Origin of the sequence: Bacillus massiliigorillae (genome assembly GCF_000380245.2) — a bacterium.
GTDB lineage: Bacteria > Bacillota > Bacilli > Bacillales > DSM-1321 > Bacillus_AD > Bacillus_AD massiliigorillae.
Window position 1 is genome coordinate 113,327 of record NZ_HG428744.1, and the last position, 23,797, is coordinate 137,123.

Consider the following 23,797-nt stretch of genomic DNA (forward strand, 5'->3'; position numbering starts at 1 on the left):
TTATCGTAGGGAGATGGGCGAAATCTACTAGTCGCTGGGCGCTGGAGCTAGACACCATTCAAAATTATATACTTTCTTATCTTCTAAAAAAGCCGACAAAATCACTTCTGCCGGCTTATGAATCGTCTTATAAAACCTTACTCAAGAAAGATTTCGTTCTTTCATGCTGTGGGTGTTCAAAGATTTCAACTGGTTTATTCTCTTCAATTACATATCCTTCGTCCATGAAAATCACGCGATCTCCAACCTCACGCGCAAATCCCATTTCATGCGTTACGACAACCATTGTCATACCTTCTTTGGCAAGCTGCTTCATTACTTCAAGCACTTCACCAACCATTTCTGGATCAAGTGCTGAGGTTGGCTCATCAAAGAGCATCACTTTTGGCTCCATAGCTAATGCTCTAGCAATAGCTACACGTTGTTTCTGTCCACCAGATAATGAGTCTGGATACGCATTTGCCTTATCTTCAAGTCCTACTTTACGTAATAGCTCTAATCCTTTTTGCTTTGCTTGTTCCAAAGGAACTCCTTTTACTTTAGTTGGAGCAAGCGTGATGTTTTCAAGTACTGTTTTATGTGGAAACAGGTTAAATTGTTGGAATACCATACCTACGTCCATACGCAAACGGTTAATATCCGTCTTTGGATTGGCGATATCTAAGCCTTCTATATAGATATGTCCTCCAGTAATTTCTTCTAGCAGATTAATACAACGCAAAAACGTTGATTTACCAGAACCAGAAGGACCGATTACCACGACAACTTCTTTTGGTTGTATCATTACATTTATATCTTTTAATACTTCATGTTTTCCAAATGATTTTTTCAGCTGTTCGACTTTTATCATCTTGTTTCCAGCCTTCTTTCAATACGATTTAATACATAACTTAAAGAAACAGTTATAATCAAATAAATAACAGCCGCAGTTAAGTATGGTTCCCAAACTTTAAAGTACTGTGACCCCATCGCTCTTCCCCAATACATAAGCTCTGGAGCCGCAATAATACATGCTATAGATGATTCTTTAATAAGGACGATAAATTCATTTCCAAGCGGTGGAATAATACGTTTCGTCGCTTGAGGTAAAATAACATGCTTCATCGCTTGGATGTGTGTCATCCCCAGAGAGCGAGCTGCTTCCATTTGGCCTTTTTCAATCGATTGAATACCAGCACGGAAGATTTCAGCAATATAAGCACCTGAGTTAAGAGATAACGCAACTGCCGTAGCAAGAACTGCATTTGTATCCCCCATGAACATAGGTACAACACCAAAGTGAATAATTAATACTTGTACTAGTAATGGTGTTCCTCTAAACACCGTAATATATAATTTAAATGGCCACGATAGCCATTTGTTGCGCATCATTTTCCCTAAACCAATTAGCAAACCTAGGATCATCCCAAATAGAATCCCAACAAATGATAAACCAATTGTATATAGTGTTCCTTTTAATAGAAAAGGCGCATACTCCACTATTATATCGAAGCGAAAATCCATACAATATCCTCCTGAGTTCGTTCATTTACTAAAATAAATGGCAAAAATTGCGTAACTATTGAAAGTCTGTTACGCAATTTTTAGCTTATGTTCTTATTTCTCTTGTTGTTTTTTCAATAATTCTATATCTGGATCAATACCAAACCATTTTTGATAAATTTCTTTATATTTACCATTTTCAAAGATTGTATTAATCGCTTTATTCAGTTCTTTTTGTAAATCCTCATTTCCTTTTGCAAGCATGATTCCGTAGAATTCAGCTCCAAAAGCTGCGTTATCTTCAATAACTGTCAATTTATCCTTTGGATTGTTCTTCGCATATTCATCCACAATAGCACTATCAGCAACTACTGCATCTGCTCCACCTTTAGTTAATTCCATGATTGCTAGATTGTTACTTTCGAATTTTTTAATATTTTCACTATTTTTACCTAGTAATTTTTCAGCAGCAATATTACCTGTAGTTCCACCTTGTACAGCTACTTTTTTACCTTTCAAGTCAGCTGCGCTTTTAATTGAGCTTCCCTTTGGAACTAAAATCTTTAAAGTAGATAGATAGTATGGATGTGTGAAATCATATGTTTTCTTACGATCTTTATCAATAGTAATAGCCGCTACCGCCATATCAGCACGCTTATTATCTAACTCTACAAACATTGGATCCCATCCAACATGATCTACCTTCACATCATATCCAGCTGCTTCTGCAACAGCTTTTGCAAAGTCAACATCGAAACCTTTTACTTCATCTTTATCTAAGAATTCCATTGGTGCATAAGCTGCATCTGTTACGACACGTAATGTTTTCTTCTCTGCCTTATCTCCTGAATCTTTACTGTTATCTTTCGTTCCACAACCTGTTAAGGCTAGTAAAAAGGCGCATAACAGCATAAAACCAACCGTCATTTTTTTCATGATGAAAAACTCCTTCATATTGTTGTCTATTAAATGTACGTATGTTTTATAACCTTCTGATATATCAATATATTATAACATACACTTATTTTTATGCAACTATATGAATATTTATTTTTTGATTAAATTTTTAAAAAGTTATAATACTTTATCGCAATATTCGTTTAACGTACAAAAGTATAGATTATTAGATTGCTAAAATAATAGAAAGCATCTCATCAATCTAATTCATACAAGCTAAAAAGGTAGAAATATTTTTCACTTGTTATTTCTTCCCTATTTATCCAATGTATTATATTCAGAGAGTATTCATTTATAAACCATTAGGAGCGGAATAAATTAGGAAAAGAAGCCTATTAAATCTATAATACTTTCATAATATACTTATTTAATCTTATAGTTGTTAATATTCTGAACTTAACATTAACAACTTTTATAGCTACATTCATACTTATATTAAGGTGATTATTTTTAGGAGGGAATTTGTTTGCGAAAGAAGATTAGGATTTTACTTGCTGTACTTGTGTTCTGTATGTTTGCTTCATTCATTCCAACAACGGAAGCAGCAGGTCAACAACTGATTATTATTAATAAAAAGAACAATCAATTAGCCTACTATGAAAATGGGAGGATAACAAAATTATTCCTTGTTGGAACGGGTCGACAAGCATCTATGACACCAGAAGGTAAATTTAACATTGTAAATAAAATCAAAAACAGACCATATTATGCTGGAAATATACCTGGAGGTAGTGCAAAAAACCCGCTAGGCAACCGTTGGTTAGGTATTAATGCAAGAGGTACATGGGGAACAACCTATGCCATTCACGGAAATAATAATCCTGCATCCATTGGGAATTACGTAAGCGCTGGTTGTGTACGCATGTATAATGAACAAATCCAATGGTTGTTTGATCATGTTGCAGTCAACACACCCGTTATCATCACAAATTCAACTAAAGGCTTCAATGCCATCGCAACAGCTAATGGATATAAAGCAAGTGGTAATGTAAATGTCGCTTTACCTTTCATGAAGAAAGGTGATCGTAATGAAGCCGTGCGCATTGTTCAAAAACGCCTTCTACAACTTGGTTTTAACCCTAACGGAGTTGACGGAACCTTCGGTGCAGGAACAGAACGTGCCGTTAAGCAATTCCAAATAAGTAAGAAACTATCACCAAACGGCATGGTAGGCGCAACAACAGCGCAGGCGATGGGGTTATAAGAACAGCGCAAGTGCACTGTTTAGCTCCGTATGTGCTGGAACCCTCTTCCTTTTAAGATAAAGGAACACACATAAGCCCTAAGTACTGTGACTTAGGGCTTTCTTATTTACTGATTTACTATAGTTAATAATTCCTTCATGGTCTTTCTTTCACGTTCTTTTGGTAACATCGCTGGATACCCAATGTGCATATTAGCAATCGCTCTTTCACCTGGTTTAATTCCTAATGCTTCTCGAACCATTGCATCTTGTAGCCAACCATACGAATGCCATGTCATACCAATACCTTTCTCCCATGCTAGTAAACTAAAGTTTTGAATAACACAACTAGTGGCTGCAAAATCTTCCTCTCTCGTTACAAGATTAGGGTCTTCTTCCATCACAACCATAAGGAACATCGGATTGGCCATCAGCTTATTATAGATTTTTTCGCCTTCACTCTTCTTCTTTGATGGATCTGGTTCTTTGTTCTCCTTCATTTGGCGAACCGTTGCAGCAAGCCTTTCTTTACCTTCTCCATAAAACATAATAAAACGCCACGGCTCAGTCATACGATGATTAGGTGCCCACACTGCTATATCCAATAACTCTTGAATTAACTCAGGCGATACTTCTCGTTCTTCAAATCGTTTAATTGATCTTCTCCCTTTAATTACATCCTCTAAATTCATTCTACCCCTCCGCTCAACTGATAATGATTATCATTTTAAATTATATCGATTTTTCTTCATATATAGCAAATATTAAAACTTCTTAAAAACCCGGTCTTTGATTAGGTAATTATCATAAGATGTATCAATCAATAGTTTATTGGAGGGATTTTCACATTGAAACTAACTGGGAGAATTGTGACACCAAAAGATCCTGATTACAATGAGGCAAGAACGAATATTAATACTAACATCCCTTTTTATCCAAAAATCATTGTCTTTTGCCAATGTACCACTGATGTTGTAAACGCCTTATTATGGGCAAAAGAAAATTGTATACCTTTTCGAATCAGAAGCGGTCGACATAGTTATGAAAACTTTTCACTCCTAAATGACGGGCTCGTAATCGATATAAGTGAGATGAATCGAATACATGTTGATACAATGGAAAGTATCGCATCAATTGAAGCTGGTGCTGAATTAGGGGATGTATATAAAAAACTATGGAAACATGGTCAAACAATCCCAGCTGGAACAGTAGCAAACGTTGGGTTGGTAGGGCTTACGCTTGGTGGAGGGATTGGCTATTTAACTAGAGTGTTCGGACTTACTTGCGATAACTTACTCGAAGCAGAAGTTGTTCTTGCATCTGGTAAAGTAGTAACAACAAACAAGCACAATCATCGTGATTTATTTTGGGCCTTACAAGGCGGCGGTGGTGGAAACTTTGGCATCGTGACGAATTTAACGTTTCAAACGCATAGTATTCATAATGTGTCTATTTTTTCTATTGAATGGGCTTGGGAAGACTTCGAATGTGCTTATGATACTTGGCAAAATTGGGCCCCCTACACAGATTGTCGTCTAACTTCTTCTATTGAAATGAAAGCGAATCGAACTATTATTGCGCAGGGTCAATTGGTCGGCTCAAAAGAGGAGCTGTTGAAACTCATTCAACCTCTTGTAAAAGCCTGCAAACCTTGTAGTATTAAAATCAAAAACACTTCTTTCATTAATGCCACTCGTTTCTTTGATGACCCTGCAGAAAACGAGCCTGCTCCATTCAAAAGATCCGGTTCATTTGTACAAGAACCGTTTCCTCAAGAAGCCTTATCTCTTATGAAACGATTATTAGAAAAAGCACCAAGTGAAAATTGTGCAATTTGGCAGCAATCTCTCTGCGGCAAAGCAGGTTGTATTGAACCAGAAGATACAGCATTCTTCTATCGCGATTCAATCATTGCACAAGAATATAATGCAACATGGTCTTGCCATCATGAACGACGTCAAAACATCCGCTGGGTTGAATCTGTACGAAAGTCCCTAGGTAGATATACAAACGGTGATTATGTGAACTGGCCAGATTTATTTATTCAGAACTGGCAGACCACCTACTATGGCGATAATTATAAAAGATTACAAGAAATTAAAGCTAAATACGATCCAGACAATATATTCCGCTTTCCACAAAGCATTATGCCAAGCACAACGCTATGATAGGTTGTGCTTGGCCTTACTTTTATTTGGGTACCCGCTCGGATAATTTGTTCTCCGCTCATATATTTCGTTCTCCGCTCATATATTTTGTTCTCTACTCATATATTTTGTTCTCCGCTCATATATTTTGTTCTCAGCTCATATATTTTGTTCTCTGCTCATATATTTCGTGCTCCACTCATATTTTTCGTTCTCCACTCATATTTTTCGTTCTCCACTCATATTTTTCGTTCTCCACTCATATTTTTCGTTCTCCGCTCATATATTTCGTTCTCCGCTCATATATTTCGTTCTCCGCTCATATATTTCGTTCTTCACTCCATATATTAATCTTAATTTAATTTTTCCGACATTCTTCTCCCGTTTTTTTTCAAAAAATTAACTCTCCTGAAGGATAATCTCTTTTTTAATCGAATTTAAAAATATATCATAAAAAACGAGGTGAATGTATGATTTTAAAAGAACGAACTTATCCTTTGCTAGCGACCAAATATGAGGCACTACTGAGAAGACTTCCAGATAAACATCCTAAGAAAAAAATAATTGAAAATGAATTAGGAAAAATAATTGCTGGATATCGTGGTGAAAAATCTTTAGATTATTATCTAAGTTTTCTTCCATCTGATGAATGATTTATATTACACAATTTGCGGCTACCCTCACAGCAAAATAACTATTACTTTCAAATGGACTTACTCATTCTAACTCAAACTTATTTCTTAATAATTGAAGTAAAAAATATTGTAGGGACCATTACGTATGATCCTGAATTTCAACAATTAATAAGACATCATGAAAATAAAGAATCTGTTTTTAAGGATCCTATTTTACAAGTCCATCGACAAAGGCAACAATTGCAATACTGGCTATCAAAACAGTCTTTAATACATCCTATCCCCATATTAACAACCGTCATTCTCAGTAATCCTCAATCCATTATCAAAAAAACACCTAATCTTACCACAGGCACTTTTCCATTAATCCGCCCCGATAAACTCACTTCTAAAATAAAAGAACTTTCCAAACTATATACTCAAGCACTCATTACTATTAGAGACATTAAAAAACTAGCAAAAAATCTTAAAAATATGCATCGAGAAAATGATGAAAATGTTCTAAACAAGTTTCAACTAACTTACGAAGATTTAATAAAAGGTGTTAATTGCCCCAAATGTTCTTTCATTCCTATGGAACAACAACGCTACACTTGGTTTTGTCCAAAATGCTATTTAAATGATAAAATGGCATTCCAATATGCGCTATTAGACTATTTCTCCCTTATAAATTCATCCATAACCAACATTCAATTACGGGACTTCCTGCAAGTTTCTTCTAGAAATACAGCTAAACGATTATTAAAATCTGCAAATCTCATTCAATTAGGAACAAACAAAGGAACTTATTATTCCCCAAAATGAATGCCTCCAATCAAATTCCTTATATTCTTATCGGAATTCATATAATAATAATGATATTACCCTTGAATACATTTATAAAGTAAATTAAAGTAAAGGTAATTATTAACTAATATTAAGGGGGATGTATAATGTCATATTTAAACGAAAGGCTTGAGCAGCTGTATCCAGAAATGGTTGAACTGAGACGCTATTTTCATCAGCATCCTGAATTATCCTTTCATGAGGTACATACTCCAAAGAAAATCGCAGAATATTTAACCAATCTAGGAGTGGAAGTACATACAGGTGTTGGCGGTCGTGGAGTTGTCGGCTATATACGCGGAGGTAAGCCAGGCAAAACAGTCGCATTACGTGCTGACTTTGACGCTCTACCTATTCAAGATGAGAAAGACGTTCCTTATAAATCTACTGTACCTGGTGTAATGCATGCTTGTGGGCACGACGGACATACCACTATTTTGCTAAGTGTGGCAAAAGTTTTATCAGAAATCAAAGACGAATTAGCAGGTAATGTGGTCCTTATCCATCAGTTTGCAGAAGAAATTGTACCAGGTGGAGCCAAACCAATGATTGAAGCTGGCTGCTTAGATGGTGTAGACGCCATCTTTGGCACACATTTGTGGTCGCCAATTCCTGTAGGTGAAATCGGTTATCGAAGTGGCGCTTTCATGGCTGGTGCTGATGGATTTGATATTGAAATCATTGGGAGAGGTGGCCACGGAGCAGTACCTCATGCTACGGTTGATCCAATTGCTCTCGGTACATCAATTGTTCAACAACTACAACAAATTGTTAGCAGGCGCATCGACCCATTAAAACCTGCCGTTCTTACCGTTGCCACATTCAACGCTGGCAAAGCATTTAATGTTATTCCGACGACAGCTCGAATATCTGGAACAGTTCGTACATTCGACGCAGCAGTACAAGATGAAATCATTAAGCATATGCAAAATATCATTGCCTATAATTGTGAACATGCAGGAGCTACTTATACTTTCAATTATGAAAAGGGCTACCCTGCTGTTATCAACCATGAAGCAGAAACAGAGTTATTAAAGAAAAAGGCAATTGATATCATTGGTGAAGATAACGTAAAACAAATTGATCCTAGCATGGCAGCTGAAGATTTTTCTTATTATGTACAGAAAGTACCTGGCACTTATTTCTTTACTGGTGCTGGAAACAAAGATACTGATATTATCTATCCACATCATCATGCAAAATTTGATATTGATGAAAGAAGCATGTTAATTGCAGCTAAAATACTAGCATCAACTGCTGTTGACTTTCTAAATAACAAGTAAGGTGATTCGTTAATGAAAAAAATACTGTATAGACTTGAAGAACTATATCCTGAAATGGTTGAGCTCAGACGACATTTTCATCAACACCCTGAGCTCTCTTTTCAGGAAGTACATACGCCCCAAAAAATCTCTGATTATCTTAACAATTTAGGAATTGAAGTGAAAACAAACTTCGGTGGCAATGGTGTCGTTGGCTATATTCGAGGTGGTAAACCTGGGAAAACAGTCGCGCTTCGAGCTGACTTCGATGCTCTTCCTATTCAAGATGAGAAAGGTGTTCCTTATAAATCGACCGTACCAGGTGTAATGCATGCATGTGGACATGATGCACATACGACGATTTTACTCGCAATTGCAAAGGTACTATCAGAAGTGAAACACGAACTAAAAGGTAATGTCGTTCTCATTCATCAATTTGGTGAAGAAGTATCCCCTGGTGGAGCTAAACCAATGATTGAAGCAGGCTGCTTAGACGGTGTAGATGCTATTTTCGGTACGCATATGTGGTCTGGCGTTTCAACAGGTGAAATTTATTGTCGCAGTGGAGCAATGATGGCTGGTGGAGGCGTCTTTGATTTAGAAATCATCGGAAGCGGTGGGCATGGCTCTAATCCACATGAGACGATTGATCCTATTACGATTGGGACATCGATTGTGGGTCAATTGCAACAAATCGTTAGCCGCAGAATTGACCCTTTACAGCCTGCCGTATTATCTGTTACAACATTTCACGCTGGACAAGGATATGATGTCATACCTCATTCAGCAAGTATTTCTGGCTCCGTACGCGTATATGATAACGCTGTTCTTGATAGCATCATTACTCATATGGAAAAAATCATCGCAGCTACTTGTGAGGGAGCCAATGCTGCTTACAAATTTCAATTTAAAAAAGGCTACCCGCCTCTTATAAATCATGATACAGAAACAAAGCTACTGATAGAAAATGCAATACCGATTGTTGGAAAAGAAAATGTAAAATTGATGCAACCTGTCATGGCAGGTGAAGACTTTGCATATTATTTACAAGAGGTGCCTGGTACATTCTTTTTCACCGGTTCAGGTAATGAAGAACATGGTCTCATCGTGCCAAGTCATCATCCCAAATTCGACATTGACGAGAGAAGCATGGTAATCGGGGCGAAGGTACTTCTTGCTACGGCACTCACTTATTTGAATAACCACTGAATGTTGATATGCTCAACTTCAGTGGTTTTTTATATTAAGTATGAGCCTTTAATAACGACGCCAACCTCATTAAGCCATCTTTCATTTCATCAAATTGTGCATACGAATAAGATAGCCGTATATGTGTTTGATCCTTTCGATCATAAACATACCCTGGATTTAACAAAATACCTTCTTTGACAGCTCTCATAAATAATTGTTTTGTAGAAACCTTCTTATTTAGAGACAACCAAATATAAAATCCTCCCCTCGGAATACTCCAACAAGCAATATCTCGGAAGTATTTATTCAATATAGCCAACATATAATCACGTCTAAGCTTAAGCTCTAATCGAATAGTCTTCAAATGCTCCTCATATAATCCAGTCGCTAACCATTCCGCAACTGCAAACTGTGATAGAGTACTAGATCCATAATCCGTCTGCATTTTAATATCTGCTAGTCTGTCAATCACCGCTTGTGGAGCAACAATCCATCCAATTCTTAAACCTGGCCCTAATGTTTTTGACATACTGCCCATATACAAAACTAAGCCTTGATGATCTATTGCTTTTAACGGCTTAGGGGCTGCTTCTTCCAACCATAAATCTCCATATGCATCATCTTCGATTATCGGCAGCCTTTCTTGCATACAAGTATCCAATAATACTTGTCTTCTTTCCTGAGATGTGACTATCCCGGTTGGATTATGAAACGATGGTATGCTATAAAGCAAAGAAGCATTATGTTTTCGCTTTAACTTTCCGATATCAAGTACTTGAATTCCTTCCTCATCCATTGAAACACCCTGCAATTGCATACCAGCAGATTAAAATATATGTACAGAATTTAAGTACGATGGTGTTTCATGAAGAATAGTAGAACCTCGTTGTAATAGCCCGAGCGAAATTAATTGTAGAGCTTGTAATCCTCCCGAAACAATTAGTATTGAAGAAGGTGATGCTACTATTCCTTTTGTTTTCAAATAATCACTCAAGCATTCTCGCAGAAACAAACTACCTTTCGATTCTGGATATCCTAGTGAAAGTTGATGCGCTCCACTCTCTTGAAAGACTGCATTCATTCGATGAATAGGGAGCAATTCCGGTGCTAGTTCTCCTGTACCTAGCCTTATGAAGTTTGGCTCAAATTCCATCCGATTAATTTCTTGAATAGTTTGCAAATTAGGTTGATGCGTACCCGCCCGAACATAACTATTCCAATCAGGCGATGGAACAGATGCAAGCAAATTCCATGTATTATTGATTACATATGTACCCTTTCCTACCTTCGATTGAATTAATCCGTCCGCTGTTAATTCATCTAATGCATAAACGATTGTACTTCGATTTACATTATATAATTTTGCCAGTTCACGTTGTGGAGGGATTTTTGTCCCTACTACCCACTCACCGTTTATAATATTTTGCTTCATATATTCATAGATTTGTTGATGAAGTGGAATGGACAACCCTTTAGTAGGAATCCAATATGCTTTAGTCATGTGCTATACTCCACCCTTTTTTCCAACTATTATAACGATTGGTTGGGTATACATTCAATTCATTGGTTGGAGATTATTCAACTTCATTCCTTTACAATTGAGGAAAGCTTAAAGAGGAGGGAAAACTTTCAAAATGTTTGAAGCAATTATTCACGGATTCATTTTAGCATTTGGATTAATCTTGCCACTTGGAGTACAAAACGTTTTCGTTTTCAATCAAGGGGTTTCTCATCCATATATTAGGAAAGCATTACCCGTTATATTCACTGCCTCTATTTGTGATACTGTCTTAATTTCGATTGCAATACTTGGTGTCAGCGTAATTGTTGCTGATTCTTATTGGATTAAGAATAGCTTATTATTAATCGGGATTGGTTTCCTGCTCTATATGGGATTCATGACTTGGAGAAGTAAACCATCCATTGATGATTCTAATAACAATAACGCCTTATCAGCTAAGAAGCAAATCATTTTCGCTGCTTCGGTTTCACTATTAAATCCACATGCAATCATTGATACAATCGGAGTTATTGGAACTAGTTCATTACAATATAGCTCTTTTGACAAAGTAGCTTTTGCCTTATCCTGTATTTTAGTATCTTGGATTTGGTTCTTTAGCTTAGGTATTACAGGTAGAATCATTGGACAATTAGATCATAATGGTCGAATCCTCCTTCTATTCAATAAAATTTCTGCTATTGTCATGTGGGGAACAGCTATCTATTTAGCACGTTCTTTGTTCTAATGTAACTTTTTCAATTTCACAAGCCGATAAAAAAAGAAGATTGAGGACATCTCCTCAATCTTCATCTTTAATATCTATATCTTCAGGTATAGGTTCATTCTGTAGTTCCTCTACAAGAATGCGGTATTTCTCCAACTGTTCTAAATGAGTTTTAAACTGCTCTTTGTAAATTAAATACTGTTCTCCGTCATGTAAGGCTCTGATTTTCCCTTGAAGAATTAAATTTTCTACATAAGGGATTGATACAGATAAATATTCCGCTGTTTCTTCAACAGTTAAATACATCCTTTTTCACTTCCTTATATTGCACTGTTACTCTTTATCTTCCTTACCTTCGTTAAACCATAGAGGATCATCAATATCAACATCGCCATTATAATTGATTAATACTTCTTCGCCAGCCTTAATATCTGTATAAGCATAGAAATCAAATGTATGGTTATCAAAGTTAATTTCATATTCTGCATTCGGCTCATAAGAATGATTAAATAACATTCCATAGCCTAAGAGAATCGCTGTATGATTAATACCGTACTCAAATACATAATCAGCAAGCAATGTTTTCTCAATATGTTCATGTTCAGCATTTGGGAAAGATATTACTGGCGCTTCATGAATTAAAGTACCTTTCTTAATATCTTGCTTCGCAAATACTCCTCTATTGAACTCTCCATCACCGAGAGGGGATCTTTTAATTTCTATCAAAATCGTCACCTACGCATTTCATCGAAGTTTATTCTTTTCTTAGTTTGACAGGAGTTGGCAATGAACGCAACTGATTGTTGCAAATTTCTCAAAATCAAACTCTTCGAAAAGCAATCCAGATTGCTTCTTCACTTATGATTCCCATCATCAAATGGCTAAAAAAAGCATAAAGAGGCGCCCTGAAATTGACTTAAAACCACTTTCAGGACAACCCCTCTTACTTCTTGAACTTCTTTCTTCGATTTGTTTCCATTAAGAATATTCCTATTACCCCAAGAAGGAAGCCACCCGCTTGAACATAATTCATGATAGGATCAGGATTACTCATACTCGACGCTACAATGGTTGTAATAATTCCTAAAACTAATAATACAATGCCTGCTTTAATCATCTATCTTTCAACCCTAACTATAATATTCATCTTGCATAACAAGTATAGCCAGTTTGGTATGCATTATGACATTGAAAATATTAGCAATTCAAAAAGCAAAAGACCAATTTTCCCCTTGGCCTTTTGCTTTAAACAATACTTATCAACTAAGCATTTTCCCCAAATGCCTTACCGTTGGTGTTAAATTAACAAAGAAATATGATTCTCTCAACCGTCTTGACGGTGGGCTACACTTCAAGTAACCAGCACTACCTTGATGAAGCATGCAAGCATGCGTAGCTTTTGAAGTTAAATGTACTGTTTGCAATCTTACATTTAATAACCCTTTCCATTGTTCCCGCAAATCAGTTTGAGTAATATAATGTTCTAATTGTGACCTCAACTGTTGTAACTCCTCCGATAATTCATCGGATTGAACAGCTAGATATTTATTGCATCCTGCCTGTCTACTACATACTTTATCAATCGATTGAATGGATGCTCCTGTTACTCCAAACCCAAGTGGAATTTGGTAAAGAACAAAGGCTGGTCGGATTTTTTCTACAAATGAATCCGCTTGTTCAGCAATAACCCAATCATCTGGAATAAATACATCATCGAATTGGCAAGCATATGTGGCACTTCCATTTAACCCTAAATATCCTAGCTTTTCTTTAAAAACTAAACGCTCTACATTTCCTTGGACGTAAGCCATGATTCTTTGATTATTATCAATAGAAGCAATGATACCAAACCAATGATCTCTACCTAAGTTAGAAACTGCTGGAAGTGTCCCTGAAATAGTATAGCCACCGTCCACTCGACGAGCTTGTAAATGTAGCTTTTCAAGTCCTGCATAATACTTCATTGGATTGGATAAACCTGTTGCACCTAGTAGCTCTCCACTTTCTAGTAACGGTAATAGATTATTCTTCAAATACATATTATCCGTTGCACGAATATACGTTAATGATGCAAGATGACACCAAATATTAAACGCTGTTGTCATACATACTTTTGCTGTTTCCTCCACCACACGTGCTTCCCGAAGAAGTACCTCGCTATAATCCAATCCTTCCGATTGAAAATAACCCGATTTGCCTAATTGCAAAAGAAATTCTCGTGGATAATATGCTTCCTCGTCAATTTTTTTGACATGCTGTTTCAGTTGACTTTGCAATAAATCCTCTAACCCCTGTAGTTTAACCATCTTACTTACGCCCCCGTCTTTGTAAATGAAAACCCCCAAGAATGGAGGTTTTTTTGACCGAATTAGTTCTTTGGTAGAATTTCAGTAATCGTATCAATTGGTGCTTTAACAGCTTCACGTGCTTTCTTCACTGTCGATTCGTTTGGTGCATCATAGAAGCATAAGCATTTTGTCATGTCTTCACACACATACGTTCTTGAGAATGATACTTCTGGAACTTCTGCATAATGTACAGAGTTTGTTTTCTTTCTATCTAAATAGGCATCCATTGTTAAGTTCTCAGGTAAATTCCATTCTACTAAGTAATTCACCACATCCGCTTTCTGCTTCACATCTTCTAATTCTTGACCAACTAAGCGAACAGATTTAATTAAGCTGATTGGCACTTCTAAGCTACGGAAGCTTTCATTAATTGTGTTGCGCTCATCACTTTCCACGATAAAGAAAGCTCTTGAGAAATCCTTAGAAACTTGAATTTCAATTAACGTCGCTTGCTTCTGACTTAAATCTGCTTGTAGCGCATCTGCTTTTTTTTCAAAAGAAGCTTGATCCTTCACATTACTGTTTAAAACTGACTCAACTAAATATAATCCCATTGTAATTCCTCCTAAATTCCCCTTTGTATGGTAGAATTCTTTTAATTCCGATAAGATTAGTGTAATATTCTAACTATTAACAATATATTACACTAAGTTCAAAAAATCAACCTACTAAACAAAAAAATGTTATGATTATTTTCAGATGACACTTGGAGGTTATTAAAACATGAAAGACAGATATAATTTACCGTGCAACATTGCACAAACAATGAACATCATCGGTGATCGTTGGACCTTACTCATTGTGCATGAAATATCTATCGGCAATTGCACCTTTAATGAAATTAAGAAAAACCTAGCAGGTATCTCGTCAAACCTGTTATCTGATCGCTTAAAATTTCTAGAGGAGGCTGAACTAATCACATCCAGCCTATACTCTGATCATCCTCCTCGATATAAATACGTTCTTACTGAAAGCGGTGAAAGCCTACAAGATATCTTTAACGTCATGGTCATTTGGGGTAAAAATAATTTAAAAAAATGCTACAAAAAACTCGTACATACGGAGTGTCAGCATGAAGTAGAAATTGCGTATTACTGCCCACATTGCAACCAAAGCGTAGACGATCTTGAAGTCGTTAGGCTAGAAGAAGAATAACCATTAAGAGCCGAGAAGGACAAGCTTCTCGGTTTTTCTTTATACTCCCGCTCTTCCCCATTGTTTCTCTACCCATCTTTCAAAAAGCCCGACCGCTTTATCTAGCAGTAGACCTGACACACCAATAAAAATAATACCTGCAAGTACGATATCTAAATTCATTGAATTTCGAGCATCCACGATTAAATACCCTAGTCCTGATTGAGCTCCGACCATTTCTCCAGCTACAAGAAAGATCCAGGCTGAACCTAACGCAATATGAAGACCATTAGCTATGAACGGAAAGGCTGCTGGAAAGATAATTTTTCTCATTAATTCCGATTGTTTCAATTCGAAATTTTGAGCCACTTTCAAATACGTCTTATCTACCTTCCGAACAGCAGAAACTGTTGAAAGTAAAACAGGGAAGAATGCCGCAATAAAAATAATCACGATAGCTGGAATATCTCCGATACCAAACCATAAAACAATAAACGGAGACCAAGCAATCGGTGAAACCGGTCTTAATACTTGCACAATTGGATCAATAACACCCCATACTCTTTTCATACGTCCTAAAATTAAACCTAAAAAGATTGCCACTATAACTGCTAGTAAATAACCGACTGCAAAACGGAATAAGCTCACTTGCAAATGAATAAAAATCGTTCCATCTTTAATAAGTGTTACAATCGACTCCCCCACTTTTAACGGTGAAGGAAATAGAGCTTCATTATGGTCTCCAATAATAATGAGCAGTTGCCAAAAGGCAATTAATAGCACAAAACCTATTATTATATTTGATGTTTTCTTCAAACTGTTCATATCATCACTTCGCTTTATCAATTAAGGTTACATCCACAAATTCTTTATAAGTTGGAGGATTTTCGAATAACTTCATTTCTGTCACATTATTTGTTAACTCTTTATATGCGTCTTCATTTATTCGCAAATCATCATATGAAATCCACTGCAATGATAAATCCATTACCTTTTTGTCTACTTTCATATATTTAGAGGATACTTCATGTGTATGAGCATCTTTCTTTTCTGCTAACTCGCCTGCTTTTACATACTCACTCACAAATTCTTGTGCTACTTTCTCTTCGTTCTTAATAAAATCACCACGAAGTACTAGTGCACAATCTAAAGAATCTTTCCATAATTCATCTGATTGATATAATACTTTCCCCTTACCAATTGCCACTGAAATGGCACCAAACGGTTCCGCTACGACATATCCAGAAATACGTCCTTCAGAAAGAGCAGCTGGCATTTCCGCAGGTGGAAGCTCGATGACATTCACATCTTCATATTTCAGACCCGCTTGCTTTAACATTTGATAAAGCAATATATTATGTGTTGAAAACTTATGCGGAATCGCAAAATTTTTACCTTTTAAATCTTTTACCTCTTTAATATCATTTGCTGAAACAAGTACGTTACCATCACGATGCCCTAAGGCGACTGCTTTCAAATCAATTCCTTGTGCTTTTGCTTTCATCGCTAGCGTAATCAATACAGATGCGCCATCAATTCTTCCTGTATTTAAAGCATCCATCAGCTCTGGCCAAGAACCGAATTTCACTAACTCAAGTTCCGAATTTTCAAATTTCTTTTTTTGCTCTTTTTCCACATAAAGCGGTACAGCATGCGTTATCGGTAAATACCCAATCTTGATTACTCTTTTCTCAGTTGATGCAGTCTTCGATGTCCCTTCACTGGCACCGCAAGCAGATAATAAAAGTATGAACACAAGCAACCATGTGATTCCAATATATTTCTTCATCCCATCATCTCCTAAATAGCCCTATATTAAATGTTGTACTCAATTGCTGTTTTTGATCTACTAAACTCAAATTCTTCGAAAATCATTTTTCGAAAATGTTGAAAATCACCATGACTTCGATCGCGCGGACGTGGTGTTCGAATAGCGATTTCCTTTTTCACTCGACCGGGTTTAGCACTCATGATAAACACCCTGTTTGACAAATAAATAGCTTCGTCAATGTCGTGAGTAACGAGAACAATCGTTGTCTTTTCCTTGCTTTGAATCGTTAATAATTCATCTTGTAGATAATAACGATTAAATGTATCTAAGGCAGCGAACGGTTCATCCATTAAAATCAACTCTGGTTGAATTGCAAGGGCTCGCGCAATAGCTACCCTTTGCTGCATACCACCAGACAATTCATGTGGAAACAAGTTCACTTTATCCAGCAAACCTACCAGTTCCAAATAATGAAGCGCTCGCTCTCTTCGTTGTTTACCATTCGTTACTCCATCCTCTAACCCGAGCTCAACATTCTTTAATACAGATCGCCACGGGAGTAATCCATAGTTTTGAAATAACATAATCCCTCTTCTGCTCGGCCCCTTTACCGGTTGACCATCCATTGTAACTATTCCATGATCCACCTGCTCGAAACCACCAATAACATTTAATAATGTACTCTTTCCACAACCACTTTCTCCAAGAACTGAAACAATCTCTCCCTTTTGTATTTGTAAAGAAACATTACTCAATACATGTTCCGACTGATCTTGATTAAAGAAGCTTTTGCTAACATCTTCTACAGTAATGAAATCTGCTCTACCCAACTCATTCCCATCCCCTCTAAGAGAAGTCATTTATTATCATTTGAAACAAAACCTTCTAATTCCTATAAAAATAGTAAGAATAAAGTTGTAAGTTATTTTATTACACTTTGTTAATTTTTTCAACTTAATATTGGAACTATTTAGCACATTTTTTATTCGGTAAGGAAAAACTTATAAGAAGGCGATTCTTATTGCAGATATTGTAATAAATTAAGAATTGCTTGATTTAAAAAGCCTTATGTATAATAAAAGTTATATTATGTTAAATTTCGAAAATTATTGATGTTGGAAAAGGTAACTTTCTTACGATTAGAGGTATAAGTGCGATGAAAAAACTCATACGAAACTATGATGTTCCAATATTGATTACTGTACTATTGTTATGCCTGTTTGGATTGGTAATGGTATATAGTGCAAGTTCGATAGTAGCTCCTTCAATTTATCATTTTGACTCAGACTTCTTTTTTCAAAAGCAAAAAACATCGATGATAATTGGCTTATTAGCTATGGTAATAGCAATGATATTTCCATATAAAGCGTATCGCACGGATCTTTTTTTAATTATTACAACCATCGGAATAACACTGTTTCTATTACTTACTTTCTTCTTAGGGCATACATCAGGTAATGCCCAAAGTTGGTTAATGCTAGGTTCTCGTGCTATTCAACCTAGTGAATTCGCAAAACTTGTGATTATCATCTACTTATCTGCTATATTCAGCAAAAGGCAAAATAAGATTAATAAAATTGGTAAAGCTATTTTACCGCCTATTATATTATTAGTTATGATTTGTTTTCTTATTGTTATACAGCCTGATTACGGTACAGCTGGTATTATATTTTTGATAGCCCTCACGTTATTTGTATCCTCAGGAATGTCATTGAAAACATTATTTAAACTAATACTATTAACTGCTATATGTGTTAGTGTTCTTTTTCTATTTATTACAATCACCGGGAACTTTTCGAAAGTATTTTCAGAGGAGAGAGTTTCTCGTTTTAGTAGTCTTTCAAATCCTTTTATTGATGAGAACGACTCTGGGTATCAACTAGTCAATTCCTACATTGCCATTGGATCAGGTGGTATTGCAGGAAACGGATTAGGAAGTAGTATTCAAAAATATGGTTATCTTCCCGAACCTCACACAGATTTTATTTTAGCGATTATTTCGGAAGAACTTGGTCTAGTAGGTGTATTGTTTACTCTTGGAGGATTAGGGTTCATTGTTTTAAGAGGGCTACTCTTAGCAGGACGTTGTAAAGACCCATTTGGTTCATTACTGATATTAGGAATTTCATCAATGATTGGTATACAAACCATCATTAACGCGGGTGGCGTTGTTGGCTTTCTCCCAATAACCGGGATTACCTTACCGTTCATTAGCTATGGTGGTTCTTCTCTACTACTTCTTCTACTGTCGATGGGTATACTTCAAAACGTGATAGCGAACTACAATTACACTAGTAGAAAAAATCAAAACAAAACCGTTAAATCTACGAAAATACATGCTTCCAATCAGTTAGTTTAATAGAAAACACATTTAATAGGAGGTTGTCTCAACAGTGACTTTTAATCACAGTTGGGACAACCTCCTACACTTTTTTCTCAACAAATATGTACCACTAGTTTGAATTTGCCCACACTATTAAGTCCCCTTTAAATTAACAAAGAAGGCATCCAAATTCGGATACCTTCTCATTCTTACTTTACAATATTCTTATATCCAACATACGTTGCAAAGAAGTAACCTCCGTATACAAGAATAAGAAATGCACCTGTAATTAACGATGGTATGAAAACACTTGTTTCACCAAATAGCATAACTGCTTCATTTACTACCTTAATTCCAAAGAACGAATGAACAATCGCTAACGTTAACGGCATTAAGAAGTAAATTCCAATTTGCTTGAAGATGGCTCGATTTGAAACCTTCATAGGTACACCGATTTTCTTAAGCATAGAATAGCGTGTAATATTATCGCTCGCCTCCGATAATTGCTGTAACGCCAATACAGCCGTACTTGCAATAAGGAAAATAGCGCCTAAATAAATACCTAAGAATACGAAAATAGTTGAGTTACCGACAGCCGCATCATACGAATATGATTTCGTAAGTGCGTAAATTGGATAACCTCGTTTCTGTGCCTCTGGTCCATAGCTTAAAGAACCCATCTTATCCATAATCTCTTTATCTTTGGCAACTACATTTTGCTTATAGTTTACATTCCAAATTGATTCATACACGCTCATGCCTTTTACCGCCTCATCTGGTAAGACAACTACAATGGCATCACTTGGATTAAACGTATTTGTATAAGAAAATTTCTCCGCTTTGCTATTAATGATTTTATAATCTTTACCTTGAATGTTAAGTGTTTTTTGGTTCTCAATTAAGTTTTCATTCGTTTTACGGAAATTCTCCATATTATAGAAAATCCATACAGAATCTTTCGGTATATTAACTGTTTTTTCTCCTTGCATATTAGCTAGTTTTTTATAGTCCGATTGCTTAATAGCTGCTAATGGCATAGAAGGAGCATTTTTCGTCAGCTTTTCTGCCGATTCATCTTGATGCTTTTTCAATAAAGCATTTTGTTCTACTTTTGTATTGTATAAGTTAACGCTATATGCTTGATCGTATTTCGTTGTATCAATCTTATATTCCTTTAAGACTTTATTCACATCTACTGCTGATTGGTCTTCTGATGCTGCAAATGTATACACAGATGCATCAAATGGGTTCGCAGCTTCTAGTCCTGATTCCATAGAATTTTTAATACTAAAGCCTGTCGATAATACACCAATCGTAAAGAACAGCATGATACAAATAACAGACATTGATAAGAACGTTGTATTTACCTTACTATTAATTTGGCGCAATACGAACATATTGATATTGCTATAATAGATTTTTTTATTGCGTTTTAAGATGTTTAACGCAAAGCCAGACAACGACATGAAGAATAAAAATGTTCCTGCTACACCTAAGATAATGCTAATTAATAATGAGTTATCTTGAGCGAACAGTCCATTTTCAAGAACGATTCGATAAGCAAAGCCTAGCAGTACAATCGAAACAATGAATAATAAAACAGATACCCATGTTTTGCGAATTTTCAAGCTTTCATTTTTACGAGAAGCTGTTAATAAATCAATCAATTTATAACGTGTAATCGTAAATGTATTAAACAACATAACTAATAAGTAGATAATTCCGAAGTAAAGCGCTGTTTTTCCAATCGCTTCTGTCGAAATAACAAACTCATATTTCTTCACATCTACTTCGAACATTTTCGCTGTTAAAATCGATAAGCCTTGTGAAGCAATGATACCAAGACCAAGACCGACAGCGAGCGATAACAATCCAACAAATAACGTTTCTGTTACGAGAATACGAGAAATCTTATATTTGCTCATACCGAGTGTCATATAAAGACCTAGTTCTTTTTTTCTTCGTTTAATTAAGAAATTATTTGCATAAATAATAAGAAAGCCTAGAACAACTGACACAAATACGGATACGTATGAAAGCAATTGTATTAACCCATCAATAGTGTTAGACTTCGCTTCAGACACATCGAACATCGCTTGCTGAGCTGAAATCGAATTAAAGCTATAAAAAATACAAACTGCGAATGTTAAGGTTAAAAAGTAAATGAGAAAGTCACTAATACTTCTTTTTACATTACGAAAGGCTAGTTTAAAATACATTGTTAGAGTCACCACCTAACATGGTTACCACTTCAATAATTTGATTAAAGAATTCTTTTCGTGTCTTATTACCACGGAATAGCTCCTTAAAGATTTCACCATCTTTAATAAATAAAATACGGTGCGCATAGCTTGCGGTAAAAGCATCGTGTGTAACCATTAAGATTGTTGTTTGTAGTTCTTGATTCAGCTTTTCAAATGAATCTAATAAAAGAGTAGACGACTTCGAATCTAGAGCTCCCGTTGGCTCATCTGCTAATACTAGCGTAGGATTCGTAACAATCGCCCTTACAGAAGCTACCCTCTGCTTTTGTCCCCCTGACATTTGATAAGGAAATTTATTTAGCACTTCTGTAATCTCCAATTTCGCAGCCATTTCTTTTACAAGGATATCAATCTCACTTGTTTTTCTACCTTGAATGGTTAACGCAATGGCAATATTCTCAAATGCAGTTAAAGTATCTAGTAAATTGAAATCTTGAAAGATAAAACCTAATTCATCACGGCGAAACTTCTCAAGCTTCCCAGCTTTCAGCTTTGTCACGTCCTGCCCTTTAATTGAAATCATCCCTGAAGAAACACGATCTATTGTCGAAATACAATTCAATAATGTTGTTTTCCCGCTTCCAGAGGGTCCCATAATACCAACGAATTCCCCCTCTTCTACTGTAAAACTAATATCATTTATCGCTTTAGAAACATTACCTTTATTCCCGAACTGTTTCTCTATATGATCAACTGTCAATACCGTACTCATATCGTTCAATCTCCTTTGTATTTGATACTTAAATTGTAAATCTATTAGTAAAAATCAAATATCGATTGAGATTTCAAATGCCTTACAAAGTTGTAAGAAAGATTGAACACGCTGTAAGGTGGCCAATTCAAGCATAGGTACAGAGAGCCTAATTATTAGCGACAATAAAAAAACTGCTCACAGTCAATGACTTTGACTATGAACAGTTATATCTTTACAACAAAATAAAAATAAGCAATAATGCTATAGCTATTTGGAATATACCAATTCCACCTGCATATGCAGATAATTTCCAACCATGTTGCGTTAAATCTCTCACCTTTACACTCATCCCAATACCAGCAAGTGCAATAATTTCTAAATAATTACCGAACTCTTTAATTGGATGTGTAACAGCCGTTGGGAATAGAAAAATACTGTTGATTAAACATAGTAATAAAAACCCCGCTACATACCATGGGACAATGGACTTCATATTGAATTTTTCTTTTACAGGTTGTTCCACTTGCTTACCATTTTTCACTTGTTGCAATATGAATACCACAGCTGCTAAAAAGATAATTCTACTAATCTTAAAAACGGCAGCCTGATCTTTAACAGCCTCACCGACAATACTTCCACTGGCAACTACTTGCCCAACTGATTGCAACGTTCCTCCAATAAGAGCGGATGATTGTAGTACCTCATTATGAAAGAGGATGCTTGTAATGGCAGGAAGAACAATCATCATAACCGTACCTAATAAATTAACAATCGTAACCGATACTGCCATATCAGAAACTTTCGCTTTCAAAGCTGGCGCTGTAGCTGCAATAGCAGATGAACCACATACCGCATTACCACTTGCCATTAATAAACCAAAATCCTGTTCAAACTTTAGCTTCTCTCCTAGCCATATAACAAAAGCTATCGTACATACCATTTGAATAAGGATGTAAGAAAGCCCTGTAATGCCAATTTCAAAGATCGAATGAAAAGTTAAAGTTGCTCCTAGTAAAATAATCGAATAATACAATAAATTGCTTTCTGAAAACTTAATACCGGGTCTCAAGCTTTCATTCGAACCAATTGGCAGATTACCAATGACGATACCAATCAAAATGGCAAACAACCCACTACCTAAGCTAGGAAAAAAATGTCCAATCACTTTGCCAAGAATAGCAATTGCTACGCACAAAATCAATCCTGGTAGAATACTCTTCATTTTTTTCATATTTTTACCACCTAAATGTTTTTATATTTTTAACTTACTAAATGTTTCTCTATAAGGAAAATAAATTATAATAATACGTATTATAAGTAAATACTTATAGTGCATTTTTCAGAATGACAAAAAAG

Annotated in this window: 24 protein-coding genes and 1 pseudogene; 9 read left to right on the forward strand and 16 right to left on the reverse strand. The window is 35.9% G+C overall.

Going from position 1 to position 23,797, the window contains the following annotated elements:
- Nucleotides 1–127: 127 nt before the first annotated feature.
- The 3 genes from TX86_RS20775 to TX86_RS20785 form a co-directional block, all read right to left on the reverse strand.
- A complete protein-coding gene (locus tag TX86_RS20775) occupies nucleotides 128–850 on the reverse strand; it encodes an amino acid ABC transporter ATP-binding protein (protein WP_042351855.1) in 723 nt (240 codons plus the stop codon).
- Entirely contained in the window at nucleotides 847–1,503 is a 657-nt protein-coding gene (locus TX86_RS20780; RefSeq protein WP_042351857.1) for an amino acid ABC transporter permease, read from the reverse strand. Before TX86_RS20780 ends, TX86_RS20775 begins: the two co-directional genes overlap by 4 nt.
- Before the next feature lie 93 nt (nucleotides 1,504–1,596).
- Nucleotides 1,597–2,418, reverse strand: coding sequence for a basic amino acid ABC transporter substrate-binding protein (locus TX86_RS20785; protein ID WP_042351859.1), 822 nt, complete (start codon nucleotides 2,416–2,418; stop codon nucleotides 1,597–1,599).
- A gap of 487 nt (nucleotides 2,419–2,905) precedes the next feature.
- Here TX86_RS20785 and TX86_RS20790 point away from each other — a divergent pair, with 487 nt between their 5' ends.
- Entirely contained in the window at nucleotides 2,906–3,643 is a 738-nt protein-coding gene (locus TX86_RS20790) for a L,D-transpeptidase family protein (RefSeq protein WP_052343801.1), read from the forward strand.
- Nucleotides 3,644–3,750: 107 nt separating this feature from the next.
- On the opposite strand, the gene TX86_RS20795 is transcribed toward TX86_RS20790, so the two are convergent.
- On the reverse strand, nucleotides 3,751–4,314 hold the full coding sequence (locus TX86_RS20795) for a nitroreductase family protein (protein ID WP_042351861.1): 564 nt from the start codon (nucleotides 4,312–4,314) through the stop codon (nucleotides 3,751–3,753).
- Between the two features lie 147 nt (nucleotides 4,315–4,461).
- Here TX86_RS20795 and TX86_RS20800 point away from each other — a divergent pair, with 147 nt between their 5' ends.
- The 5 genes from TX86_RS20800 to TX86_RS20815 all read left to right on the forward strand — a co-directional run bounded on the left by TX86_RS20800 (nucleotide 4,462) and on the right by TX86_RS20815 (nucleotide 9,700).
- Entirely contained in the window at nucleotides 4,462–5,790 is a 1,329-nt protein-coding gene (locus TX86_RS20800; RefSeq protein ID WP_042351863.1) for an FAD-binding oxidoreductase, read from the forward strand.
- A 449-nt stretch (nucleotides 5,791–6,239) separates the two neighbouring features.
- On the forward strand, nucleotides 6,240–6,422 hold the full coding sequence (locus tag TX86_RS25940; protein ID WP_052343803.1) for a hypothetical protein: 183 nt from the start codon (nucleotides 6,240–6,242) through the stop codon (nucleotides 6,420–6,422).
- A gap of 15 nt (nucleotides 6,423–6,437) precedes the next feature.
- The gene (locus TX86_RS20805) at nucleotides 6,438–7,208 is read left to right on the forward strand and encodes a nuclease-related domain-containing protein (RefSeq protein ID WP_195892937.1); all 771 of its coding nucleotides are present in this window, start codon (nucleotides 6,438–6,440) and stop codon (nucleotides 7,206–7,208) included.
- 128 nt (nucleotides 7,209–7,336) lie between these two features.
- Nucleotides 7,337–8,512, forward strand: coding sequence for a M20 family metallopeptidase (locus tag TX86_RS20810; RefSeq protein WP_042351864.1), 1,176 nt, complete (start codon nucleotides 7,337–7,339; stop codon nucleotides 8,510–8,512).
- 12 nt (nucleotides 8,513–8,524) lie between these two features.
- Nucleotides 8,525–9,700 carry a M20 metallopeptidase family protein gene (locus TX86_RS20815; RefSeq protein ID WP_042351865.1) on the forward strand — a complete coding sequence of 392 codons (1,176 nt, stop codon included), beginning with the start codon at nucleotides 8,525–8,527 and terminating at the stop codon, nucleotides 9,698–9,700.
- Nucleotides 9,701–9,734: 34 nt separating this feature from the next.
- Here TX86_RS20815 and TX86_RS20820 read toward each other — a convergent pair.
- Nucleotides 9,735–11,183, reverse strand: a pseudogene (locus TX86_RS20820) (aminotransferase-like domain-containing protein).
- 133 nt (nucleotides 11,184–11,316) lie between these two features.
- Between TX86_RS20820 and TX86_RS20825 the strand changes: the two are divergent.
- Nucleotides 11,317–11,928: a LysE/ArgO family amino acid transporter gene (locus tag TX86_RS20825; protein ID WP_042351866.1), complete on the forward strand. Its 612-nt coding sequence runs from the start codon at nucleotides 11,317–11,319 to the stop codon at nucleotides 11,926–11,928.
- A gap of 54 nt (nucleotides 11,929–11,982) precedes the next feature.
- On the opposite strand, the gene TX86_RS20830 is transcribed toward TX86_RS20825, so the two are convergent.
- The 5 genes from TX86_RS20830 to TX86_RS20845 all read right to left on the reverse strand — a co-directional run bounded on the left by TX86_RS20830 (nucleotide 11,983) and on the right by TX86_RS20845 (nucleotide 14,809).
- Nucleotides 11,983–12,213 (reverse strand): helix-turn-helix domain-containing protein, encoded by a 231-nt coding sequence (locus TX86_RS20830; protein ID WP_042351867.1) that lies wholly within the window; start codon nucleotides 12,211–12,213, stop codon nucleotides 11,983–11,985.
- Between the two features lie 27 nt (nucleotides 12,214–12,240).
- Entirely contained in the window at nucleotides 12,241–12,633 is a 393-nt protein-coding gene (locus TX86_RS20835) for an SET domain-containing protein (RefSeq protein WP_042351869.1), read from the reverse strand.
- Nucleotides 12,634–12,850: 217 nt separating this feature from the next.
- On the reverse strand, nucleotides 12,851–13,024 hold the full coding sequence (locus TX86_RS26830; protein WP_154663188.1) for a hypothetical protein: 174 nt from the start codon (nucleotides 13,022–13,024) through the stop codon (nucleotides 12,851–12,853).
- A 142-nt stretch (nucleotides 13,025–13,166) separates the two neighbouring features.
- A complete protein-coding gene (locus tag TX86_RS20840; RefSeq protein ID WP_042351870.1) occupies nucleotides 13,167–14,213 on the reverse strand; it encodes an acyl-CoA dehydrogenase family protein in 1,047 nt (348 codons plus the stop codon).
- Between the two features lie 62 nt (nucleotides 14,214–14,275).
- Entirely contained in the window at nucleotides 14,276–14,809 is a 534-nt protein-coding gene (locus tag TX86_RS20845) for a DUF4242 domain-containing protein (protein ID WP_042351871.1), read from the reverse strand.
- Between the two features lie 169 nt (nucleotides 14,810–14,978).
- Here TX86_RS20845 and TX86_RS20850 point away from each other — a divergent pair, with 169 nt between their 5' ends.
- Nucleotides 14,979–15,410 (forward strand): winged helix-turn-helix transcriptional regulator, encoded by a 432-nt coding sequence (locus TX86_RS20850; protein WP_042351872.1) that lies wholly within the window; start codon nucleotides 14,979–14,981, stop codon nucleotides 15,408–15,410.
- A 39-nt stretch (nucleotides 15,411–15,449) separates the two neighbouring features.
- Here TX86_RS20850 and TX86_RS20855 read toward each other — a convergent pair whose 3' ends face one another.
- The 3 genes from TX86_RS20855 to TX86_RS20865 are packed head-to-tail and all read right to left on the reverse strand — an operon-like array spanning nucleotide 15,450 to nucleotide 17,990.
- On the reverse strand, nucleotides 15,450–16,214 hold the full coding sequence (locus TX86_RS20855) for an ABC transporter permease (RefSeq protein WP_042352062.1): 765 nt from the start codon (nucleotides 16,212–16,214) through the stop codon (nucleotides 15,450–15,452).
- 4 nt (nucleotides 16,215–16,218) lie between these two features.
- On the reverse strand, nucleotides 16,219–17,178 hold the full coding sequence (locus tag TX86_RS20860; protein ID WP_042351873.1) for an ABC transporter substrate-binding protein: 960 nt from the start codon (nucleotides 17,176–17,178) through the stop codon (nucleotides 16,219–16,221).
- A gap of 26 nt (nucleotides 17,179–17,204) precedes the next feature.
- Complete coding sequence (locus TX86_RS20865) at nucleotides 17,205–17,990, reverse strand: ABC transporter ATP-binding protein (RefSeq protein ID WP_230203698.1); 786 nt, start codon at nucleotides 17,988–17,990, stop codon at nucleotides 17,205–17,207.
- Between the two features lie 326 nt (nucleotides 17,991–18,316).
- Here TX86_RS20865 and TX86_RS20870 point away from each other — a divergent pair, with 326 nt between their 5' ends.
- On the forward strand, nucleotides 18,317–19,519 hold the full coding sequence (locus TX86_RS20870; protein WP_042351876.1) for an FtsW/RodA/SpoVE family cell cycle protein: 1,203 nt from the start codon (nucleotides 18,317–18,319) through the stop codon (nucleotides 19,517–19,519).
- 173 nt (nucleotides 19,520–19,692) lie between these two features.
- Here the strand turns inward: TX86_RS20870 and TX86_RS20875 are convergent, their stop codons facing one another.
- The 3 genes from TX86_RS20875 to TX86_RS20885 form a co-directional block, all read right to left on the reverse strand.
- Nucleotides 19,693–21,702 carry an FtsX-like permease family protein gene (locus tag TX86_RS20875; RefSeq protein ID WP_042351877.1) on the reverse strand — a complete coding sequence of 670 codons (2,010 nt, stop codon included), beginning with the start codon at nucleotides 21,700–21,702 and terminating at the stop codon, nucleotides 19,693–19,695.
- Complete coding sequence (locus TX86_RS20880) at nucleotides 21,692–22,459, reverse strand: ABC transporter ATP-binding protein (protein WP_042351879.1); 768 nt, start codon at nucleotides 22,457–22,459, stop codon at nucleotides 21,692–21,694. The genes TX86_RS20875 and TX86_RS20880 overlap by 11 nt, the downstream gene beginning before the upstream one ends.
- Before the next feature lie 214 nt (nucleotides 22,460–22,673).
- Complete coding sequence (locus TX86_RS20885; RefSeq protein WP_042351881.1) at nucleotides 22,674–23,672, reverse strand: YeiH family protein; 999 nt, start codon at nucleotides 23,670–23,672, stop codon at nucleotides 22,674–22,676.
- Nucleotides 23,673–23,797 lie beyond the last annotated feature (125 nt).